Below are 17,212 nucleotides of genomic sequence, written 5' to 3' on the forward strand. Positions count from 1 at the left end.
GCGGGCCAGAATGGATAAAAATGGCTGTATGGAAGTGAAATTGTGCCGGGAAAGCGTGTGGTCAGCCTTTTTTTCATTTTCCTGTGCTGCTTTGCTCTTTTAATCCTCCACCTGGCTTTTATCCAGCTGGGACGGGGTAGCGAGTATGCTTATTTGGCCCTGCAAAGGGAAAGTCGCACCATAGTTCTGGAAGAGTACCCCCGGGGGGAGATCCTGGACCGGCACCTGCAACCCTTGACCGGCAGTTACGATGCCAACCGGGTGGTGGTTTTCCCCGAGCTGGTTCGGGACAGGCAGGCGGTTGTGGCTTCCCTGGCTGGGATTTTGAAATTGCCGGTGGAAAAGGTAGCCCCCTATTTTGAGCGTCCCTGTTACCTGCCTTTTCCCCTGACTCCCGAACAGGCCGGGGCCATCCGGGAGCAGCGGTGGCCCGGTGTTCTGGTGCTGCCCGTCCACCTGCGCTACGGTCCTGCCCCCCTGGCCACCGGGGTAATCGGTTACCTGGGCCGGGTGCAGTCCAAAGAAATGCTGGACACCTTAAACGCCAGAAGCGAGAAAAGTTACAGCCTGAGCGACTGGGTAGGCCGTGCCGGCCTGGAAAAATACTATGAAAATGAGCTCAAAGCAACCAGGCCCGGGGCATACGCCCGGATTTTCGTGGATGCTGCCGGGAGGATTATACCGGGACTGGGCCCTGCCGTTAACCTCCAGGCGGGGGACCCGGGGCGACAGCATCTGGTAACCACCCTGGATGCCGGGATCCAGCGGGTGGTGGAGGAAGTAATGGACCGCCGGGTAAAGAAAGGGGCGGTGGTGGTAATGGAGCCCCGGACCGGGGATATTCTGGCCCTGGCCAGCCGCCCTGTTTATGATCCCCGTCCACCTGGGGTGGCTGCGTATCTGGAGCGGGGCGAAGAGGGGACCTTTACCGATCAAACCACGGCCCTGTTCACTCCCGGTTCTGTCTTTAAGGTGGTGGTTGCGGCCGCCGCCCTGGCGGAGGGAATTGTGAAGCCAGAGGACCAGTTTGAGTGCCGGGGCAGCCTGGCCCGCCCCGTGCGTTGCTGGTATGATCCGGGCCATGGTACCATCAGCTTCAGCCGGGCCTTTGCGGAATCCTGCAACCCGGTTTTTGCCCGGGTGGGCCTGGAACTGGGAGCCCAAAAGATCATCGAGTATGCGGCCCGTTTCGGGTTGGATAACCAGGAGATTACGGGTTATCCCGTACCGCGCGACAGGCGCCAGAACTGGCAGCTGGTTGCCGCCCCTTATAACCTGGTCAACAGCAGCCTGGGCCAGGGCCCGGTGCTGGCCACGCCGGTACAGATCACAGCCATGATGAATGTTATCGTTAACGGAGGCGTATATGTCCAGCCGCGGCTGATCCGGGAATTGAGAAATGATGAGGGTGAGGTGGTTCGTTCCTTTCCCCGTGATTCCGGGCGCAGGGCCATTCCCGCTTCCACCGCTGTTCAGCTGAAAGAGATGCTGCAGCTGGTAACCACAATGGGCGTTGGCCGCCAGGCTTATGTGCCCGGTTACGGCAGTGCCGGCAAAACCGGTTCAGCCCAGGTGGACGGCCAGGATAAGGTAAATGCCTGGTTTACCGGATATGCCCCCCTGCAAAATCCCCGTTATATAGTGACAGTTCTGGTGCAGGAAGGGGTCAGCGGGGGGGAAACGGCTGCCCCCGTTTTCCGGGAGATAATGCAAAAAATTCTTACCCTGCCACAGGAACAGGGGGAAGGTTCCCCTTAACCACTTCTCGTGCATTGACTGCTTAGTAAAGGTATAGTAGGATAATAGTATAATTAGTTCCGGGAGTGTTGTTTTTATGATCATCAAGGGGGAAAAAATCCGTGCTCTGCGGGAAGAGCGCGGGTATACATTGCAGGATCTGGCCCGGCGGGCGAACCTCTCCCTGTCCTATTTGAGCGAAATCGAAAGGGGTTCCAAACGTCCCTCTTTAAAGACCATTGAGAAGCTGGCTGCCGCCCTGAACGTGCCCAAAGCGCAGCTTATTGAGGGGGATGTCACCGACAGCGGCCTGTCCCTGGGAGATAAGATCCGCATCCTGCGCAGCGAAAAAAACCTGTCCCTTCAAGAACTGGCCAGCCGGGCGGGCATTTCCCTGTCTTATTTAAGTGAAATTGAACGGGGAACGGTTTACCCCGCCCTGAGCACCTTGAAGCGCATAGCCGAGGCCCTGGAAGTTTCGCCAACTTCCATTATGGGGCAGGAGGGTTCCCTGGGGCATAAACTCAAAGCCCTCCGGGAAGAATACGGGCTCACCCAGGCCCAGCTGGCAAACCTGGCGGGAGTTACAGCGGGGTTGATTGGCCAGATCGAACAGGGCAAGGTGCAGCCTTCTTTAAAAACGCTGGAAAAACTGTCCGAAGTGATGGGTGTTTCCCCGTGCTATTTCATCATGGAGCCGGGAGCAGTAGATCAGATGCTCAGCCTGATGAATCCCGAGTTGCGGGAACTGCTCATGCACCCCAACGTCCAGTCGGTTTTGAACCTGGTCTGTAACCTCAACCAGAAAGAATTGCAGTTTATTTTAAATTTCATTCAGCTTTTCAAGCGTTCCAACCTGTGCTGAAAGGGCGGCTTTACGCGGGAGGCAATTGCCGTCCATTTTTATTCTGTCGTCCGGAAGCTTGACGCGCTGGTTGAAGTAATGGTAAACTGTGGAGTGGGATTGCAGAAAATTTATTGCAAGCGAAATTATTGTTTAGTATAATAATAGGGAGAGATACCCATGCCCGCTTTTGTGGTCAGGGACCTGTGTGCCGGCTGTGGAGCGTGTGCGGAGGTTTGCCCTTATAAAGCTATAACCGTTACCGCCAGGCTGGCCGTGGTAGATCCGGGATTGTGCCGGGAGTGTGAAGAATGCATTTTCATCTGCCCCAACGGGGCCATTACAGCTGCCTGACCGGTAAGGCAATAAATTTTCAGGGGGTGTAAGCCGTGCCTATCTATGATTTTCAATGCAACAGCTGTGGTCACAAATTTACCCTGCTGGTAGGGATTGATGAGCGGGACAAGGTCTCCTGCCCCCAGTGTCAGAGCCGGGATGTGCGCCAGCTGATTACCGGCTGTGCTGTTCGCGTAAAGGGCGGTAGTTGCGGCAGCGGGCAGGGCAGTTCCGGTCTGGCCGGTGGTTGAAGGATTTAAATTAAGGGCTGGTAGCCCTTTTCAACATGATAATTTTGAAATGGGGGTAATTTTATGACCCTGGAATTAAATGAAAGCAATTTTGATAGCGAAGTTTTGCAGTCGAGCCTCCCGGTGCTGGTGGACTTCTGGGCACCCTGGTGCGGGCCCTGCCGCAGCATGGCTCCCATTATTGATGAACTGGCTGCCGAGTTTGCCGGGCGGGTCAAGGTGGCCAAAGTTAACGTGGATCAAAACCGGGACCTGGCCGGCCGTTTCGGGGTAATGAGCATACCCACCCTGATCATGTTCAAGGGTGGACAGGTAATGGGCCAGATAGTCGGTTATACTCCCAAGGGGGTTCTGGCTAAAAAGCTGGAGAGCCTGCTGTAAGGAAGGTTCTGTGGAATATTAATGGCGGTGTGTGTATCACGCGGGGGGACATCCGCCGCGTGATACAGGGGCACCGCCCTTTCCGTTTCTTACTCCAGGTTCTGTTGCGGCACCAACTTTTTCAGTGTAGCAGTTTTTCCAGTTCACCCCGGTTAAATCCTACCACTACCCGGTCTCCCACGGTAATGGTGGGTACGGCAAGCCGCCCGGTTTTGCGCACCATTTCGCTCCGGGCCAGTTCATCCTCGGCCACATTCTTTTCGGTAAATTTTATTCCTTTTTGGGAAAGAAACTCTTTCACCGTACGGCAGTGGGGTCAGGTGGGGGTGGTGTAAACCGTTACGGGTTCCGCTGTCATTGGCCAATACCTCCTGGTGGATGGAATTTTCCCTCGAATTTATTTTTTGAGTCTGAAGTAGATTATATACGCTGCCGTCATATCGCTTTTCAGGCAGGAACCCGTCCGGAAATGTCGAACTATTTGCACCGGAAAGGAGTTACTTAATTGGTTGGTACATTCATTAATGTGGCAGCTATTTGCACGGGTGCCCTGCTGGGGGCTTTGTTTAAAAAAGGCATCCCGCAAAGAGTGGGCGATACGGTCATGCAGGGGCTCGGCCTGGCGGTTATTCTGGTCGGGGCACAAATGGCCCTGCAAACCAGAAACCCGCTTATTGTCATCGGTAGCCTTGCCCTGGGCGGTGTGGCGGGTGCCGGCCTGGATATCGAGGGCAGGCTGGAGTCGCTGGGAAGGCGCATTGAAGCCAGGTTCGGGCGTTCCGGGGAGGGCGGCCTGGCATATGCTTTTGTCACCACCAGCCTGATTTTTTGCGTTGGTGCGATGGCCGTGATGGGGTCCATTGAGGACGGGCTGACCGGCAACCCCCGGACCCTGATAGCCAAGGCCATGCTGGATGGAATTGCTGCCGTGATTTTTGCTTCGACCATGGGTATAGGGGTATTTTTTTCAGCAATTCCAGTATTTATTTACCAGGGGAGCATTACCCTTGCCGCGCGGCTGGTGGGTGCAGGTTTGAGTCCCTGGGTGGTGTCCGAGCTGACCGCCACCGGCGGCCTGCTTATTGTGGCTATCGGCTTGAATTTATTGCAGGTTACCCGCATTAAAGTGGGAAATCTATTGCCCGCCATTTTTATTGCGGCCATTATCACAGCCGTTATTGAAATGACAAGGCAGTATTAAAATGAGGATTGACACAGGCGGAATAGAGCAACCGGGGTAGAATTCCGGCTTCCTGGGAGGAAAATATATCCAGTCATGTATTGTTCAGGGAGATAAGGAAATGCGCAGATCGCCCGTAATGGCAACCCTGTTTGTGGTACTGGTTGCCCTGTTGATCCTGCCCGGCCTTACCGGTGCGGGCACGCTGTACAGGGGGATTAAAGTCCAGGATCGCGTCCTGGTGCCCCTCCGGGGTGTGCTGGAAGCCCTCGGTGCAGCGGTTGGGTGGGACGGTTCCGGAATCACGGTTCAAAAAGGGGACAGGGTTATTTCCCTGAAGGCGGGTTCGAGCCGCGCCAGGATAGCGGGGAAAGAGACCCTTCTGGACGTACTGCCCCGCGTGGTCGGCGGCATTACCTACGTACCCCTGCGCTTCGTTTCCGAGGCTTTCGGGGCAAAAGTTGACTGGGACGAAAAGACCGGCACGGCTACCGTCAGCCTGGACGGTAAGGTTGTTCTGGTGAGGTTGTCCGACGGCGGGAGTGCTGGTATCAAACAGTACTCCCGCCAGGTCGGGAATATTAGGGCGACAGTGGTGGAGATCCCGCCCGGTGCTCCCGTCAGGGCCGTGGTTGCACTTGCCCACGACAGGGTAGGCGCGACGGAAGACCTGGCCTCGATGGCGAAGCGCTACGGTGCGGTGGCCGCCATCAACGGCACCTTTTTTGAGGCGTACGGCGGCATACCCGAACCGTGGGGCACCATTATCAGTGACGGGAAGGTCGTGCACGTGGGCAATGTCGGTTCCGTGGTGGGGATAACTTCCGATGGCCGGGTAAAGATGGACACGGTGCGCATAAAAGTGGAGGGCGACACCGGGGGTTCTTACGAATGGCCGGACAACTGGTACGCCTACGGTTTCAACAGGACGCCGAGCCCGGGCGGCAGCACGGCGTATATCTACACCCGCGAACGCGGCAGTTCCCTGGGATTCGCTTACGGTATCTCGGTGGTGGTTTCCGGCGGGAAAGTGGTCAGGGTGGTGGAAAACCAGGACGTGACGATTCCCGACGACGGTTTCGTGGTCAACCTCACCGGTTCGGAGCAGTACCTGCGGGACCGTTTCGAACCGGGGAAGAGTGTCAGCTACCGGGTAGTTTTTGAGGACAAGGACGGCAACAGGCTGGACTGGTCGGACGTAGTGACTGCCGTGGGTGCCGGACCCAGGCTTTTAACCGGTGGCCAGGTCACCGTCGACCCGGCGGGTGAAGGATTCACCAGTGCCAAAATCTTAACGGGCGGAGGGGCGAGGAGCGCCATCGGCGTGAAACCCGACGGCAGCATTTTACTGGTGACGGTACCCGGCGCGACCATCAGGCAGCTTGCGTCGGTTATGAAAGAACTGGGCGCCGTGGACGCCATAAACCTCGACGGCGGGGCGTCATCGGGGCTTTACTACGGAGGCCGCTACCTCACCGCTCCCGGACGCAGGATAAGCAACGCCTTGTTGTTCGTCCCTGCTTCGTGGGCAGGCAGCGGGTATAGAAGGGCCAGGGATAACCCGAACGGTTCTTAAAAAAACCGTATCTCAGCAGGATATGGTAAGTTTCAGGACATGGGATGTGCTATTTTCACCCAATCGAAAAAGTCTTTCGGTCTTCCTATTGGGATACCATAGATATTTTTTAACTTGAGCATATGCCGGATGTCGCTAGAAATGATGTACTCCGCTTTTCCGGCTATGGCCGCCCACAAGAATGGGTCGTCGTCCCTGTCCGGGGAGTGCGGCGGCCAGTCGCCCGGCATTTCCGGCACCTTGCTTTCCTTATGGAGAACCAGGTTGAGCAGGTAATGTACTTCCGAAGCGGAGACACCGGCCTTTTCAAAATAACGGTGAGCTAGCCGGTTAATTATTTCACAGGCTTCCGAACGTATGAAATCATTCCAAATGAGGATCAAATTTCCGGAAAGTACAAAACGAAGCAGGGGGGTGGCCATATAAAGAGAGGGAACAAGCACGTTCGTATCAACCACGATTGGAATTGCGATTTCTTTTGATTTCACGAAAGACTTCATGGACATCCTTCTCTAATTCTTCATGGGTAAAGCCGGCTGACTTCATTTTTCTCGTAATGATCTCTGATAGACGACGCGCTTCAATTAAACCCTTCGCGAAATTGCTCATCCTTCTTTTGGGCAGCATATATAATCACCTTTTTCCTGTGTTGTATTTATTGTACCAGGGGCTAGTTCATACAGTCAAATCGTTTGCAAGTGCCGGGGTGCCGGTGCTTTTTCTGTGGTAAAGATTAGAGGGAATTGGTAAAAATCGTCGAATAGTTTAGCGAAATAATCATTTGAAAAAAGAAGATATCTATGGGGGATATCTGCTGATGTTGGAAAGGTGTATCGACGTGGAAGACTGTGAGCAGGTTCTCTCGGCGGAACTAGAAAATGTTACTTTTCTGGGTCAGGTAGAGTTGTCGGCGGAGGACATAGAAAAACTGGGTGTACTGATTAGGGATAAGATTAAACATGATATCGGGCAGGGTATGCAGTTTTTGATAAACAATGCACCAACCTGTCTGTCAATTTTCCTGGTTGGCCAGGGGATATGGGGGTATCGGGAAGGGAACTATTGGTCCGCTGTAGCTAAATCGACGGGCCTGGATGATATAAATTGGCAGATCAGGTGGGGCAAGTTTTTTCTTGATTTTTTAAAGAGGAAGAGACTACCGCAATTCGATTTAGAGGTTGAAAGCGAGGGTTCCCGCCGGTATGTTACGCCCATACTGCTCCACGGAGGAATCCCACAGAACTGCCTGAGCGAGTTCTTCAGTCGCATCGTTGTTAGTTTGGTTAGCGAAGACGTCGTAGAGGAAGATGATGTCAAGGATAGACTTTTCTCATTTAGAGAACAAGAAGCTAAGAAAAAGGTTTTGCAAACAGAAATCCGGGGATTGAAAAAAGAGGAAGAAAAGCTTTCAGAAGAGCTAAGAAATTTGGCACATTTAATAAATCTCCGGAAAAAAGTTGAAGAGCTGGCTATGAAATCGGTAGATGTTGAAAAATGGGACGATTTGCCCGAAGACTGCGTGGGTTTTTTCAAGGCAAAAGAGTCTGAACTTGAGAAAGTTCGGCGGCAAATCATCGACCTTGAGATGCAAAGGGGAGATTACCAGCAAAAGGCACAAGCTTTTACAGAAGATGACAAACGAATTTTAGAATGGGCCCTAGTTATTGAGCGGTGCCAGAGAGACTGCCAAACTCTCTCCCGAGAAAAGGAAAAACTATCCGAACTAAAACAGAAAGAGAAAGATTATCGGGAACGGTTAAACTCTTTATACATGACTCTCTGGCGAACCCCGTGGGAAGACCGCTACGGAGATGTCCTTACAAATCTTTCCTGGGAGCTTCTGGCCCAAAAGTGTAGTGAATATAGAACACTATTGGATCGCCATACCGAACAAGTTGCGGAGCAGTCCCGGTTTGTTGTCTGTCAACCACGTCTTCACCCTAGCTTTTGGTTGGGAGTACTTTTAGTACCTGCGGGCCTCGGTCTTGTTCACTCACCTCTAAAATTACTCGGGTTAGTGACCCTCTCTTTTGGCTTTGCGGCACTGATTGGTGGTTACTGCCGACTGCATAAGGAAAAGCAAATCGAAAGTCAGCAAAAGATGCAGTGCGAAGCGCTCCACCGTCAGATATCGGCTACCAAGAACCAGCTACGCCTTCTCGAGGAAGAAATCTCTCAACTAGTATCCGGCCTGCCTCTTCCACCAGATTGTTCATGGATAATTATACCAGGTTCATTGGACAATCTCAGGTCTTTAACAGAAGTTTTCTGCGCCTACCGGGATTGTCTTAGCGAGAAACAAAGGATAGAGGACCGTCTTTCCGAATGGGAGCGCCAAGTAAGGGAAGTTGCGGTTGGTGCAATCGGAGCGACTATGCGTTCTCCTGACTATACAATCGAAGCGTTACAAGGAACACTTTCTGAGGCCCGTCAAAGATGGGAAGAAGCCAGGAGAGCAGAAGAATCCCTCAGACGAGATATCGAACCCCAACTTCGCGATCTAAAAGATAATCAGGCTAAAATAGAACGGGAGTTGGACAGAGTAAAAGAGCGGTTGCTGACTCTGGGACAAGGCGATTTAGAGGCTGGCATTAAAGAACTAAATCTCAAACGGCAGTTTTATCGGGAACTAAAAGAGGTGGAGACCGAAATTGACTGTTTAGTTAAACTTTTAGGTGTTTCGCCGGCGGTATCGAACCATATAGAGGAAATTATCGAATTACATAAGGCCAAAGCAGCAGAGCTTGAAAACGTTCGAACTCGGTTAAGAGAAAAGGAAAGGGAGCTGACAAGATGTCCTTTACTCTTTCCAAACGTTGATAAACCAGTTGAACGTTTTCTCCTTTACGGGGGCGAGTGGGCGGAAAAGTGGATACTTGGGGCTGTTAGGTTGGTAGATCAGGCTTTCAGGGAGCACTGTGTTCCGGAAGAGGTAACGCCCGGTTTACCTTCACGGGTAGTTGCCGGATTTAAGGAGTGGTGGAAAGAAAATCACGCTTCCGAACCTACCACTGAAGTCACATTGCTCGAAACAGAGAGATTTTCTACTCCTGTGCTTACGCTGGATACGGGACACGGGGAGATAAAGATAGTCATCGGCCAACATCGCTTCCGGTTCGAGGATACTGGTGCGGCACCGGGTATTACCCTTAAAATATCTGCTCGTGATTTACTTGGTTGGGATACTTCAATTTGGGATAAGGAAATGCCCCTGCGGGCGTACCGCAAGGGGAGTGCCTGTATTGAGACGGAAACCTTGGAATGTTCTGTCCCTTTGGCAGGAAGCTATGAGATCTCCCTTGTTGTAGACGGAGAATTCCGGCGATCTTGGCAAGTCTCCGGGTTAAGTGAGGACAGGCCCTTTCTCGTTTTTACCGAGGACGGGAAGCAACTCACCGAAGAGATTCTGCCCCGCAAAGTATTATGGTTCTTTGTCCTGCAAGGATATACTCTCCCGTCCGATATTTCAATAATTGAAGACGCAACTCCGCCATGGTTAGCGCAAACCTGCGGGTTGTTTCTTATCGACCTGAGTAATGTGAGAACCTTTTACCTTGTAGACAACCGGGGAGTCCAGCACCAGGTCCCGGTGACAGAAACGGAATCCTTTGTACCCTTCCTCAGTGGTGGGCAAATTATTGGTTCCGCATCGGTTGAAGGTGCCCCTGTTTACGTTGGAAAACCGCCAACCGTTGTAATCCCGTTGGACAGGGAGATCGGACTGGAGGGATGGAGCATCGTTGTTCGGTACGGCGCGGGATTATCCGCCGAGCGTAAGCGCTATTTGGTAAGTGAATTACCGGGAGTGCGGATTCATGAAAGCGGAGAGCGGGCAGAAATTCCCTTGACGATTCCTGAACTATTGGGACTGGAGCCCACCGGCAGGTTTACAATTCGGCTCCGCTCTACAGATAGATGTGAATTTGTTTTTTCTCTGGCTGTTGTTCCTGATCTCTTGGTCATTTTTGAACCGCAGCTTTTTTTGCCCGTTAATCAGGATGACTCTACAGTTGGCCTAACGGTAATAGTTCCGGAAAACGCTACTTTTGACGTTACCCCGCCGGCCGAAATAGTGACGTTGGAGGACGAGGCGTATGAGGTATCGGTTCCCTGGAAGGAGGATGCAGTAAAGGGAACGCTCACATTTACTTGCTCTTCAGGGAGATGTACCCTTCCTTTAATCATTAAACTTCCCAAGGTACGCTGGCGACTAAAAGGGTTGGAAGGTCATAAGTTGTCCGAATGGCTGGACCGCGTGGAAGAGGTTTGGTTAGGAGACTGGCAAGAAGCAAAGGGAGCTCTCTTTCTGGAGCTCGAACTACCGGCGGATGCTGGTGAGACAGTACAGCTATACTTGAACGATTCGCCCCAATTTGTTACCGGGGAGCTAAGAAACGGAGGTGTCCGTTTTAACCTTTTCGGGTTTACGGATACTTTAAGGCATAGCAAGGCGGAACTTCGTATTTTCTCTGTTAAGATCTTCAAGATTTTCGGACCACGCCGGAAATTAATTTGTGACGGTCCTTTGTTTCGTGTCCGCTGTCGATGGAAGGTTGAAGGGATAGAATGGTCGCTGCAGGACCTGCACGCCATGCGGCAGTTGAGGTTTGAATGGCAGGAAAAAGGCAAGGCTCAAAATAGGATTCTACGCTTGTGGCGGCTCTGGGAACCGTGGGCAGCACCTATTGCGGAGCATATACCAGAAGGTGTAATGTGCTTTGTCATCGAGAAAGAGAAAGCCGCTCTTCCTTCTGGGCGATACCTGGCTCAGTTCGATGTGGAGGATCCCTGGTTTGCCGGTGAATCCGTTTCTCTTCCGGCAGAAAGGTTCAATACTGCAGAGATAGAGATAAGTGGCGGAGAACCATATATCAAAGAGTGGGCAATGCAAGCGCTTCCCAGGGGGATAGAAATTGCTGGTGTTTTAGTTAATGCCGGAGCCGGAAAAGAAATAACCGGGGTGCTTTGCGGAATTGTCGGCGGGGAGAGAAGGGTCTGGCGGGGTGAGACAATAGCTGGCCCCGATGGCCGGTTCAGATTCGGTTTCGTCGACGGAGAGGCGGTGTACTCATCTGCTTGTTTTGCTGCGCACTGGTTCGGAGTGTTTGCCGATGAAGATCCTTATTTCTATGATTTTAGGGTTCTCCCAGACCCGGCACCACTGGAATATTCTCTAGCCGATCTAACGACTGTGGAGATTAAGGAACTTCTAGAACTGCGAGCTATAACCAATATAAGAGTTAGAATCGATTGCCAGGAAGGGCGCCTGGGTTGCCCCATATTACCTCCCGATACCAGTTATAGAGTTCTGCAGGCGTGGGTAGAAGGACAGAGCAGCGTGGAGTTCGATCTGCAAATAGACCGTAGCACTCAGAGGGTCAGACTTGAGTGGTCGGAAAGCGAGGTCCGCCTTTGCTTGACAAGCGGAGTTATGTGTATTGGTTGCGGTGAGATTTTACCTGATCAACAGGCCTGGTTCGAGCATTCATCCGGTAGATTGTTGGAGCACCCGGGCCTTCGTATCAATTACGTAAACGTTCCAGTTTCGGTGTTCCTCACATGGGATTTCAAACCGGTGATCCGTGAGTACCAGAGGAAGTATCCTTTGGCATTTCGGGATCTGTTAGTGCTATATTCCAGTCGCAACATGCCACTCCCAGAAGGTATGGACCAAGAAAGATTTCCCGATGCCGAAATGGTTAAACTTCTTTGGGCAAAAGAAAAGGAGCGTGCTTTCATGCTTTTGAGGGGGGAGCGGAAGGATGAGCATTAATCCTATAAATGCTACAGAGGCTATCCGGGAGAGCTATCTTAGTTATCTAACCACAACGTTTCGGTTTCGCGATGCAACTTTGCAGGAACAATTCGAAAGCAACTTGAGGCAGGGGGCTGATTTTATAAAGGGCCCGATTTTGGAAGCTACTCCTCCCTTTGAGAGAGGCTCCACGATTGCCGGGTTAATAGAAGAGGGGATCTTGTCCAGCCAGTTCAACGCCCTAAACACGCCGTTACTTCCAGTAGACAGAACCCTGTACAGGCACCAGGAAGAGGCGATCCGCAAATTGGTTGTCGACCGGCGAAACGTCGTGGTGGCTACCGGGACGGGTAGCGGCAAAACAGAAACCTTTTTAATACCCATCCTCAACTACCTTTTCAGAGAAGAGGAAGCGGGACGGCTCGGGCCCGGCGTACGGGCGCTTCTTCTCTATCCAATGAATGCTCTCGCCAATGACCAGCTGGTTCGGCTAAGAATACTTTTAAAAAACTATCCACGAATCACTTTCGGGCGTTATACGGGAGAAACCGAAGAAAGTCATACAGTTGCCCTCGAAAGGTACCGGAGAACCTTTCGCGGCGAAGAGCCACTTAAAAATGAACTGATTTCCCGGCAGCAGATGCGGGAAAACCCTCCGCACATCCTGCTCACGAACTATGCGATGCTAGAGTACTTGCTGCTGCGGCCGCGCGATAGTGTTTTCTTTGACAGCATTTACGCGCAGTACTGGCGGTTTATCGTTATTGACGAAGCTCATACTTATTCTGGGGCAAAGGGTATTGAAATGGCTATGCTCTTGCGGCGGCTTAAGGACCGGGTGGTAGCAGGGGAAGAGGGAAGGCTTCAATGTATTGCCACAAGCGCAACGCTGGGAGGGAGGGAGGATGCCCGGCGTATTGTCGATTTTGCCAGTCAACTATTTGGCGAGCCCTTCGAATGGTCAGAAGATGATCCGGCGCGTCAGGATGTTATTGAGGCGGTACGTCTGCCGGTAGCGCGAAAGACCGAAGGATGGGGAAAGCCGGCCCCACAGATCTATAAAATATGGCAAGAAATCATTGCCGACACCTGTGCGGATGAAGTAACGGGTGAAGTAATTCGTGAGCTTGCAAAGCACGGAAAGGAAAAGGGTATACCCCAGACGGTTTTGGCCGAAGCAACCGAGAAATCCTCAGGGGCAAAAGGATGGAGGGCCTTCCTTTACGAGGTGCTGAAAGGCGATCTCAGGGTAATCGCGTTGCAACAGGAGCTCCAGGAAGGGCCGCAGGACTTTTGGTATTTAGCCGGCCGGATTTTTCCGGACGTATCCGATCCTGCCGAGGCCCTGGTGTCACTGGTTGATCTTGCTAACAAAGCGAAAGTGGACGGCGAATCTCCACCACTCTTGCCTGCCCGGTATCACCTTTTTGTCCGGGCAATTGAAGGGGCTTATCTCAGTCTAAAGCCCGAGAAAAGGCTCTTTCTCGCGCGGCGAGAAAGCTGGAAGGAGGATGAACGCGACTATCCTGTTTTTGAAGTAGCCACCTGCCGCCAGTGTGGGGCTACGTACCTCGTAGGTTATCTTTGTTCGGACAACGGTCAAAACTACTTAAAACAGCTGGGTACAAGAAGCGAGAAAATAGCATATTTTCTCTTGTTACCTGAGGAAGTTAGTATAAATACATTTGATGAGGATGAAGAAGTAGAGTTCCCCCAACCTCATACATCAGCAAACGCTTTTGAAAGCTACCTGCTATGCGGCTCCTGCGGGGCTGTAGAGCGGGAGAACGCCACGGTGCCACCCTGCCGGTGCGGTCGAGGGAATTACTACCGTGTTGTCCGGGTACCGGTCACTAGAGACCAAAAAGTATTTCTCTGCCCGGCCTGCGGGAAACGAAGTTCCCAAGGAATGGTCTGGCGTTTTCTCGTGGGTACGGATGCTGCCGCGAGCGTGCTGGCCACCGCGCTTTACCAGCAGATTATTCCAAAAAAGAGAGAGATTTTGGAAGAATCTCAGACAGCCGAAGACCCATGGTGCTCTTTTTCAGTTACCCGTGGCAGGGAAAGGCGTAAGTTTGGAACATTAGATGATTCCCGAAAGCTGCTCGTATTCTCTGACAGCCGCCAGGATGCAGCATTTTTTGCCCCTTATTTGAACCGCACATACAATCAGATTTTACGCCGAAATTTAATCTTGAAAGTCATCCAAGAGCATAAAGACGAGGTTTTGAGCAACCGGTGGCGGATACAGGACTTAATCAATCCCCTCCTAGAAATGATAAAAGAGGCTGACCTTTTGCCCGGCTGCAGCATCCAGGAGCAGAAAAACGAGGCTTGGAAATGGGTGCTCCACGAATTTCTGGCTCTTGACCGTCGTATCAGCCTCGAAGGACTCGGCCTGTTAGGGTTCACTCTGGTCAAACCTCCCCACTGGGCTCCCCCGCGGCCATTAATGCAAGCGCCCTGGAACTTGACAGAGGCTGAGATCTGGATGCTCTATCAAATTCTAATCGATACTTTGCGGGTGAAGGGAGCCGTTCTTTTTCCGGAACATATCTCCCCGCGAGATGCTTTTTTCCAACCTCGGAACCGCGAATTGTATTTTCGCGCGCACGTAGCCTCCCGGCAGAAGGGCGTCTTCAGTTGGAATTCTGCGGTCTTGAACAGTCGACTCGATTTTCTGATTCGTTTAGCGCGTAACATCAGTCCAGGCATAAGTGAAGAGGAATGTCGAGGGGTATTAAAGAACATCTGGCGCAGTTTGGCGTTAGAAAACCCGGCTAGTTGCTGGCGTCCCTATTTTTCGAGCGATTCGCTTCGGGGTGAAGGGGTGGTTTACCGCATACGGTATAACGTATGGGAATTAAAGCCAACCCTGATTGATGAAAGCCTGACGTGGTATATTTGCGACAAGTGCCACACCTTGACCCTTCACAATATCAGGAATACCTGTGTTACGTATCGATGTCCTGGCAAGTTACGGCCTTGTAAACCCGAAGAACTCTTCCAGCAGAACCATTATTACAAGTTGTACTTGAACGTGCTGCCGCTGCGTATGGTGGCCGAAGAACACACGGCGCAGCTGACCAGCGAAGCGGCAGCGGAGTTGCAGAACAGGTTTGTGAACGGAGAAGTAAACGTCCTGAGCTGTTCTACTACGTTTGAGTTAGGTGTCGACGTTGGCGAACTTGAGGCCGTGTTCATGCGCAATATGCCACCTTCAGCGGCCAACTACATCCAAAGAGCCGGCCGCGCTGGAAGGCGAACGGATACTACCGCTTTTGCCCTGACGTTTGCACAGCGGCGCTCTCACGACCTTGACCATTACCGTGAACCCTGGCGGATGGTCTCCGGAAAAGTACAGGCCCCTTATTTTAAAATCGAAAACGAGAAGATTGTTCGCCGTCATATTTATGCCACTGCCCTGTCTGCATTTTGGCGCCGCGAAGAATACCGCGAGGTGTTTGGTACGGTCGAGAGCTTTTTCTTCGACCGCACCGGACCAGATCTTTTTGCGGCGTACCTCGACAGTTGCCCGAATGTGCTGTTGCAATCGTTGAAAAGAATTGTTCCCGCAAGCCTGCTGAAGAGTGTAGACCTTGACGGGTGGGGTTGGGTTGCAAGTCTATTAGACCCCAAAGACGGCTTGCTGCGTAAGGCGGAAGAAGAGGTAAGAAGCGATGTTGAGCAGTTGGAGGAAGTCAGGCGGAAGTTGTTTATGGAGGGCAAGCGGGTCGATCACCTGACGAGATTGATTAATACGATAAAAAGCAAAAACCTTATCGACTTTCTTTCTAGTCGGAACATAATTCCAAAGTATGGGTTTCCCGTAGATGTAGTAGAACTACACCTACTTCACCACGGAGAGGAAGCAAGAAGGCTACAACTCGAGCGCGACCTCCGGATCGCTTTATCGGAGTATGCGCCGAGCAGCCAGGTTGTAGCAGGAGGCAAATTGTGGACGAGTCGTTACATAAAAAGGCTGCCGAACAGAGAGTGGGAAAGATTCCGGTATGCCATTTGTGACCAGTGTCAGAGTTTCGTCCGGGAACGAGAGGAGTTGGTTAGAGAAAACGAGGAATTGGCGGAACGCTTCAGGCTATGTCCGGTCTGTGGGCAGCGTTATAGAAATCAGGGAGTTTTCATTATTCCCACATTCGGGTTTATTACCGACCGGAAAGGACCGACAACTCCGGGAGAGGAAAAACCGGAGAGGACCTACGCCACGCGCGTCTATTTCTCTGGCGAAGCCAGTGAGGAGGATATCGTAGAAGTTCCACTAGGTAACGTAAGACTAAGAGCTGTACCAGCTTCGCGGGGAAAACTGGTGGTGATCAATAATGCCGGCCTTATTGGATTTAAAGTATGCTACCGTTGCGGATATTCGGTTCTGGGAAACGAGACGCCCAAAAAGCCGCATCGAACACGGCTGGATACTGAGTGTTCAGGAACATTACAGAGTCATTTATCCCTGGGCCACGAGTTTGAAACGGATATCCTAAAACTTTCATTTGAAGGTTATGAGAATGCCGATCTCGGTTTCTGGTACTCTTTGCTCTATGCCCTACTGGAAGGAATATGTAAAGCGCTGGATATTGAACGGCAGGATCTCGATGGCTGTCTTTACCCCGCTTCTCCAAATCCGGCTGTCCGGACACTGGTTCTGTTTGACGACGTGCCAGGTGGGGCCGGGCACGTTCGGCGGGTAGCACGTCATGATTCCCTGTTGATGGTTCTGAAAACATCCCTGGAACGGCTAGCGCAATGTGAATGTGGTGGTCCTGAAGGTAATGCCAGTTGTTACGGGTGTCTGCGACACTACCGGAACCAGTTTTGCCACGAATTACTAAAACGGGGGACCGTTATCACTTTCTTGCGGGACGTTCTACGGGTTGGCTGTTAAACGGGGGAGTAGGCAGCTTGCGTCGGTTATGAAAGAACTGGTCGCCCTGGACGCCATGAACCTCGACGGCGGGGCGTCATCGGGGCTTTAATACGGAGACTGCTACCTCACTACTCCAGGCCGCAGGATAAGCAACGCCCTGTGAGGAAGTCCTGAGGAGCGGAAACACCAAGCGGAGGAGTTTCTGGCCTGAAAAAATTTACTCGTAGAAGCGCTCCGCTACGGGTGACAGGCCGGGAAAAGGTGGTG

11 protein-coding genes are annotated in these 17,212 nt (G+C 52.1%); 9 read left to right on the top strand and 2 right to left on the bottom strand.

Annotated elements, in window-relative coordinates; all coding sequences use genetic code 11:
- Positions 1 to 42: 42 nt before the first annotated feature.
- From BUB44_RS06365 to trxA, 5 genes are all read left to right on the top strand, one after another.
- Positions 43 to 1,758: a peptidoglycan D,D-transpeptidase FtsI family protein gene (locus BUB44_RS06365; protein ID WP_083543128.1), complete on the top strand. Its 1,716-nt coding sequence runs from the start codon at positions 43 to 45 to the stop codon at positions 1,756 to 1,758.
- A gap of 76 nt (positions 1,759 to 1,834) precedes the next feature.
- Positions 1,835 to 2,602, top strand: a complete 768-nt coding sequence (locus BUB44_RS06370) for a helix-turn-helix domain-containing protein (RefSeq protein WP_027357240.1) — start codon at positions 1,835 to 1,837, stop codon at positions 2,600 to 2,602.
- Positions 2,603 to 2,761: 159 nt separating this feature from the next.
- Positions 2,762 to 2,935: a 4Fe-4S binding protein gene (locus BUB44_RS06375; RefSeq protein ID WP_073164320.1), complete on the top strand. Its 174-nt coding sequence runs from the start codon at positions 2,762 to 2,764 to the stop codon at positions 2,933 to 2,935.
- A gap of 35 nt (positions 2,936 to 2,970) precedes the next feature.
- Positions 2,971 to 3,168, top strand: coding sequence for an FmdB family zinc ribbon protein (locus tag BUB44_RS06380; protein WP_027357238.1), 198 nt, complete (start codon positions 2,971 to 2,973; stop codon positions 3,166 to 3,168).
- A 63-nt stretch (positions 3,169 to 3,231) separates the two neighbouring features.
- Entirely contained in the window at positions 3,232 to 3,549 is a 318-nt protein-coding gene (gene trxA, locus BUB44_RS06385; protein WP_073164323.1) for a thioredoxin, read from the top strand.
- 121 nt (positions 3,550 to 3,670) lie between these two features.
- On the opposite strand, the gene BUB44_RS06390 is transcribed toward trxA, so the two are convergent.
- Positions 3,671 to 3,907, bottom strand: coding sequence for a glutaredoxin family protein (locus BUB44_RS06390; protein WP_083543129.1), 237 nt, complete (start codon positions 3,905 to 3,907; stop codon positions 3,671 to 3,673).
- 147 nt (positions 3,908 to 4,054) lie between these two features.
- Between BUB44_RS06390 and BUB44_RS06395 the strand changes: the two genes are divergently transcribed.
- Complete coding sequence (locus BUB44_RS06395; protein WP_073164328.1) at positions 4,055 to 4,750, top strand: DUF554 domain-containing protein; 696 nt, start codon at positions 4,055 to 4,057, stop codon at positions 4,748 to 4,750.
- A gap of 100 nt (positions 4,751 to 4,850) precedes the next feature.
- Positions 4,851 to 6,305, top strand: a complete 1,455-nt coding sequence (locus tag BUB44_RS06400) for a phosphodiester glycosidase family protein (protein WP_073164330.1) — start codon at positions 4,851 to 4,853, stop codon at positions 6,303 to 6,305.
- A 32-nt stretch (positions 6,306 to 6,337) separates the two neighbouring features.
- Here the strand turns inward: BUB44_RS06400 and BUB44_RS06405 are convergent, their stop codons facing one another.
- Positions 6,338 to 6,805 (bottom strand): PIN domain-containing protein, encoded by a 468-nt coding sequence (locus BUB44_RS06405; RefSeq protein WP_073164333.1) that lies wholly within the window; start codon positions 6,803 to 6,805, stop codon positions 6,338 to 6,340.
- 281 nt (positions 6,806 to 7,086) lie between these two features.
- Here BUB44_RS06405 and BUB44_RS06410 point away from each other — a divergent pair, with 281 nt between their 5' ends.
- Both BUB44_RS06410 and BUB44_RS06415 read left to right on the top strand, forming a co-directional pair.
- Positions 7,087 to 12,078, top strand: a complete 4,992-nt coding sequence (locus BUB44_RS06410) for an ATP-binding protein (protein ID WP_131821602.1) — start codon at positions 7,087 to 7,089, stop codon at positions 12,076 to 12,078.
- Positions 12,068 to 16,963 carry a DEAD/DEAH box helicase gene (locus BUB44_RS06415; RefSeq protein ID WP_073164338.1) on the top strand — a complete coding sequence of 1,632 codons (4,896 nt, stop codon included), beginning with the start codon at positions 12,068 to 12,070 and terminating at the stop codon, positions 16,961 to 16,963. Before BUB44_RS06410 ends, BUB44_RS06415 begins: the two co-directional genes overlap by 11 nt.
- The last annotated feature ends 249 nt before the right edge of the window (positions 16,964 to 17,212 follow it).

Origin of the sequence: Desulfofundulus australicus DSM 11792, from assembly GCF_900129285.1 — a bacterium.
Lineage (GTDB): Bacteria > Bacillota > Desulfotomaculia > Desulfotomaculales > Desulfovirgulaceae > Desulfofundulus > Desulfofundulus australicus.

What these genes read in the sequence shown, in the direction of transcription:
- BUB44_RS06370 (WP_027357240.1), top strand. Translation starts at nt 1,835, where the DNA reads ATGATCATCAAGGGGGAAAAAATCCGTGCTCTGCGGGAAGAGCGCGGG.
- BUB44_RS06375 (WP_073164320.1), top strand. Translation starts at nt 2,762, where the DNA reads ATGCCCGCTTTTGTGGTCAGGGACCTGTGTGCCGGCTGTGGAGCGTGT.
- trxA (WP_073164323.1), top strand. Translation starts at nt 3,232, where the DNA reads ATGACCCTGGAATTAAATGAAAGCAATTTTGATAGCGAAGTTTTGCAG.
- BUB44_RS06400 (WP_073164330.1), top strand. Translation starts at nt 4,851, where the DNA reads ATGCGCAGATCGCCCGTAATGGCAACCCTGTTTGTGGTACTGGTTGCC.
- BUB44_RS06405 (WP_073164333.1), bottom strand. Translation starts at nt 6,805, where the DNA reads ATGAAGTCTTTCGTGAAATCAAAAGAAATCGCAATTCCAATCGTGGTT.
- BUB44_RS06415 (WP_073164338.1), top strand. Translation starts at nt 12,068, where the DNA reads ATGAGCATTAATCCTATAAATGCTACAGAGGCTATCCGGGAGAGCTAT.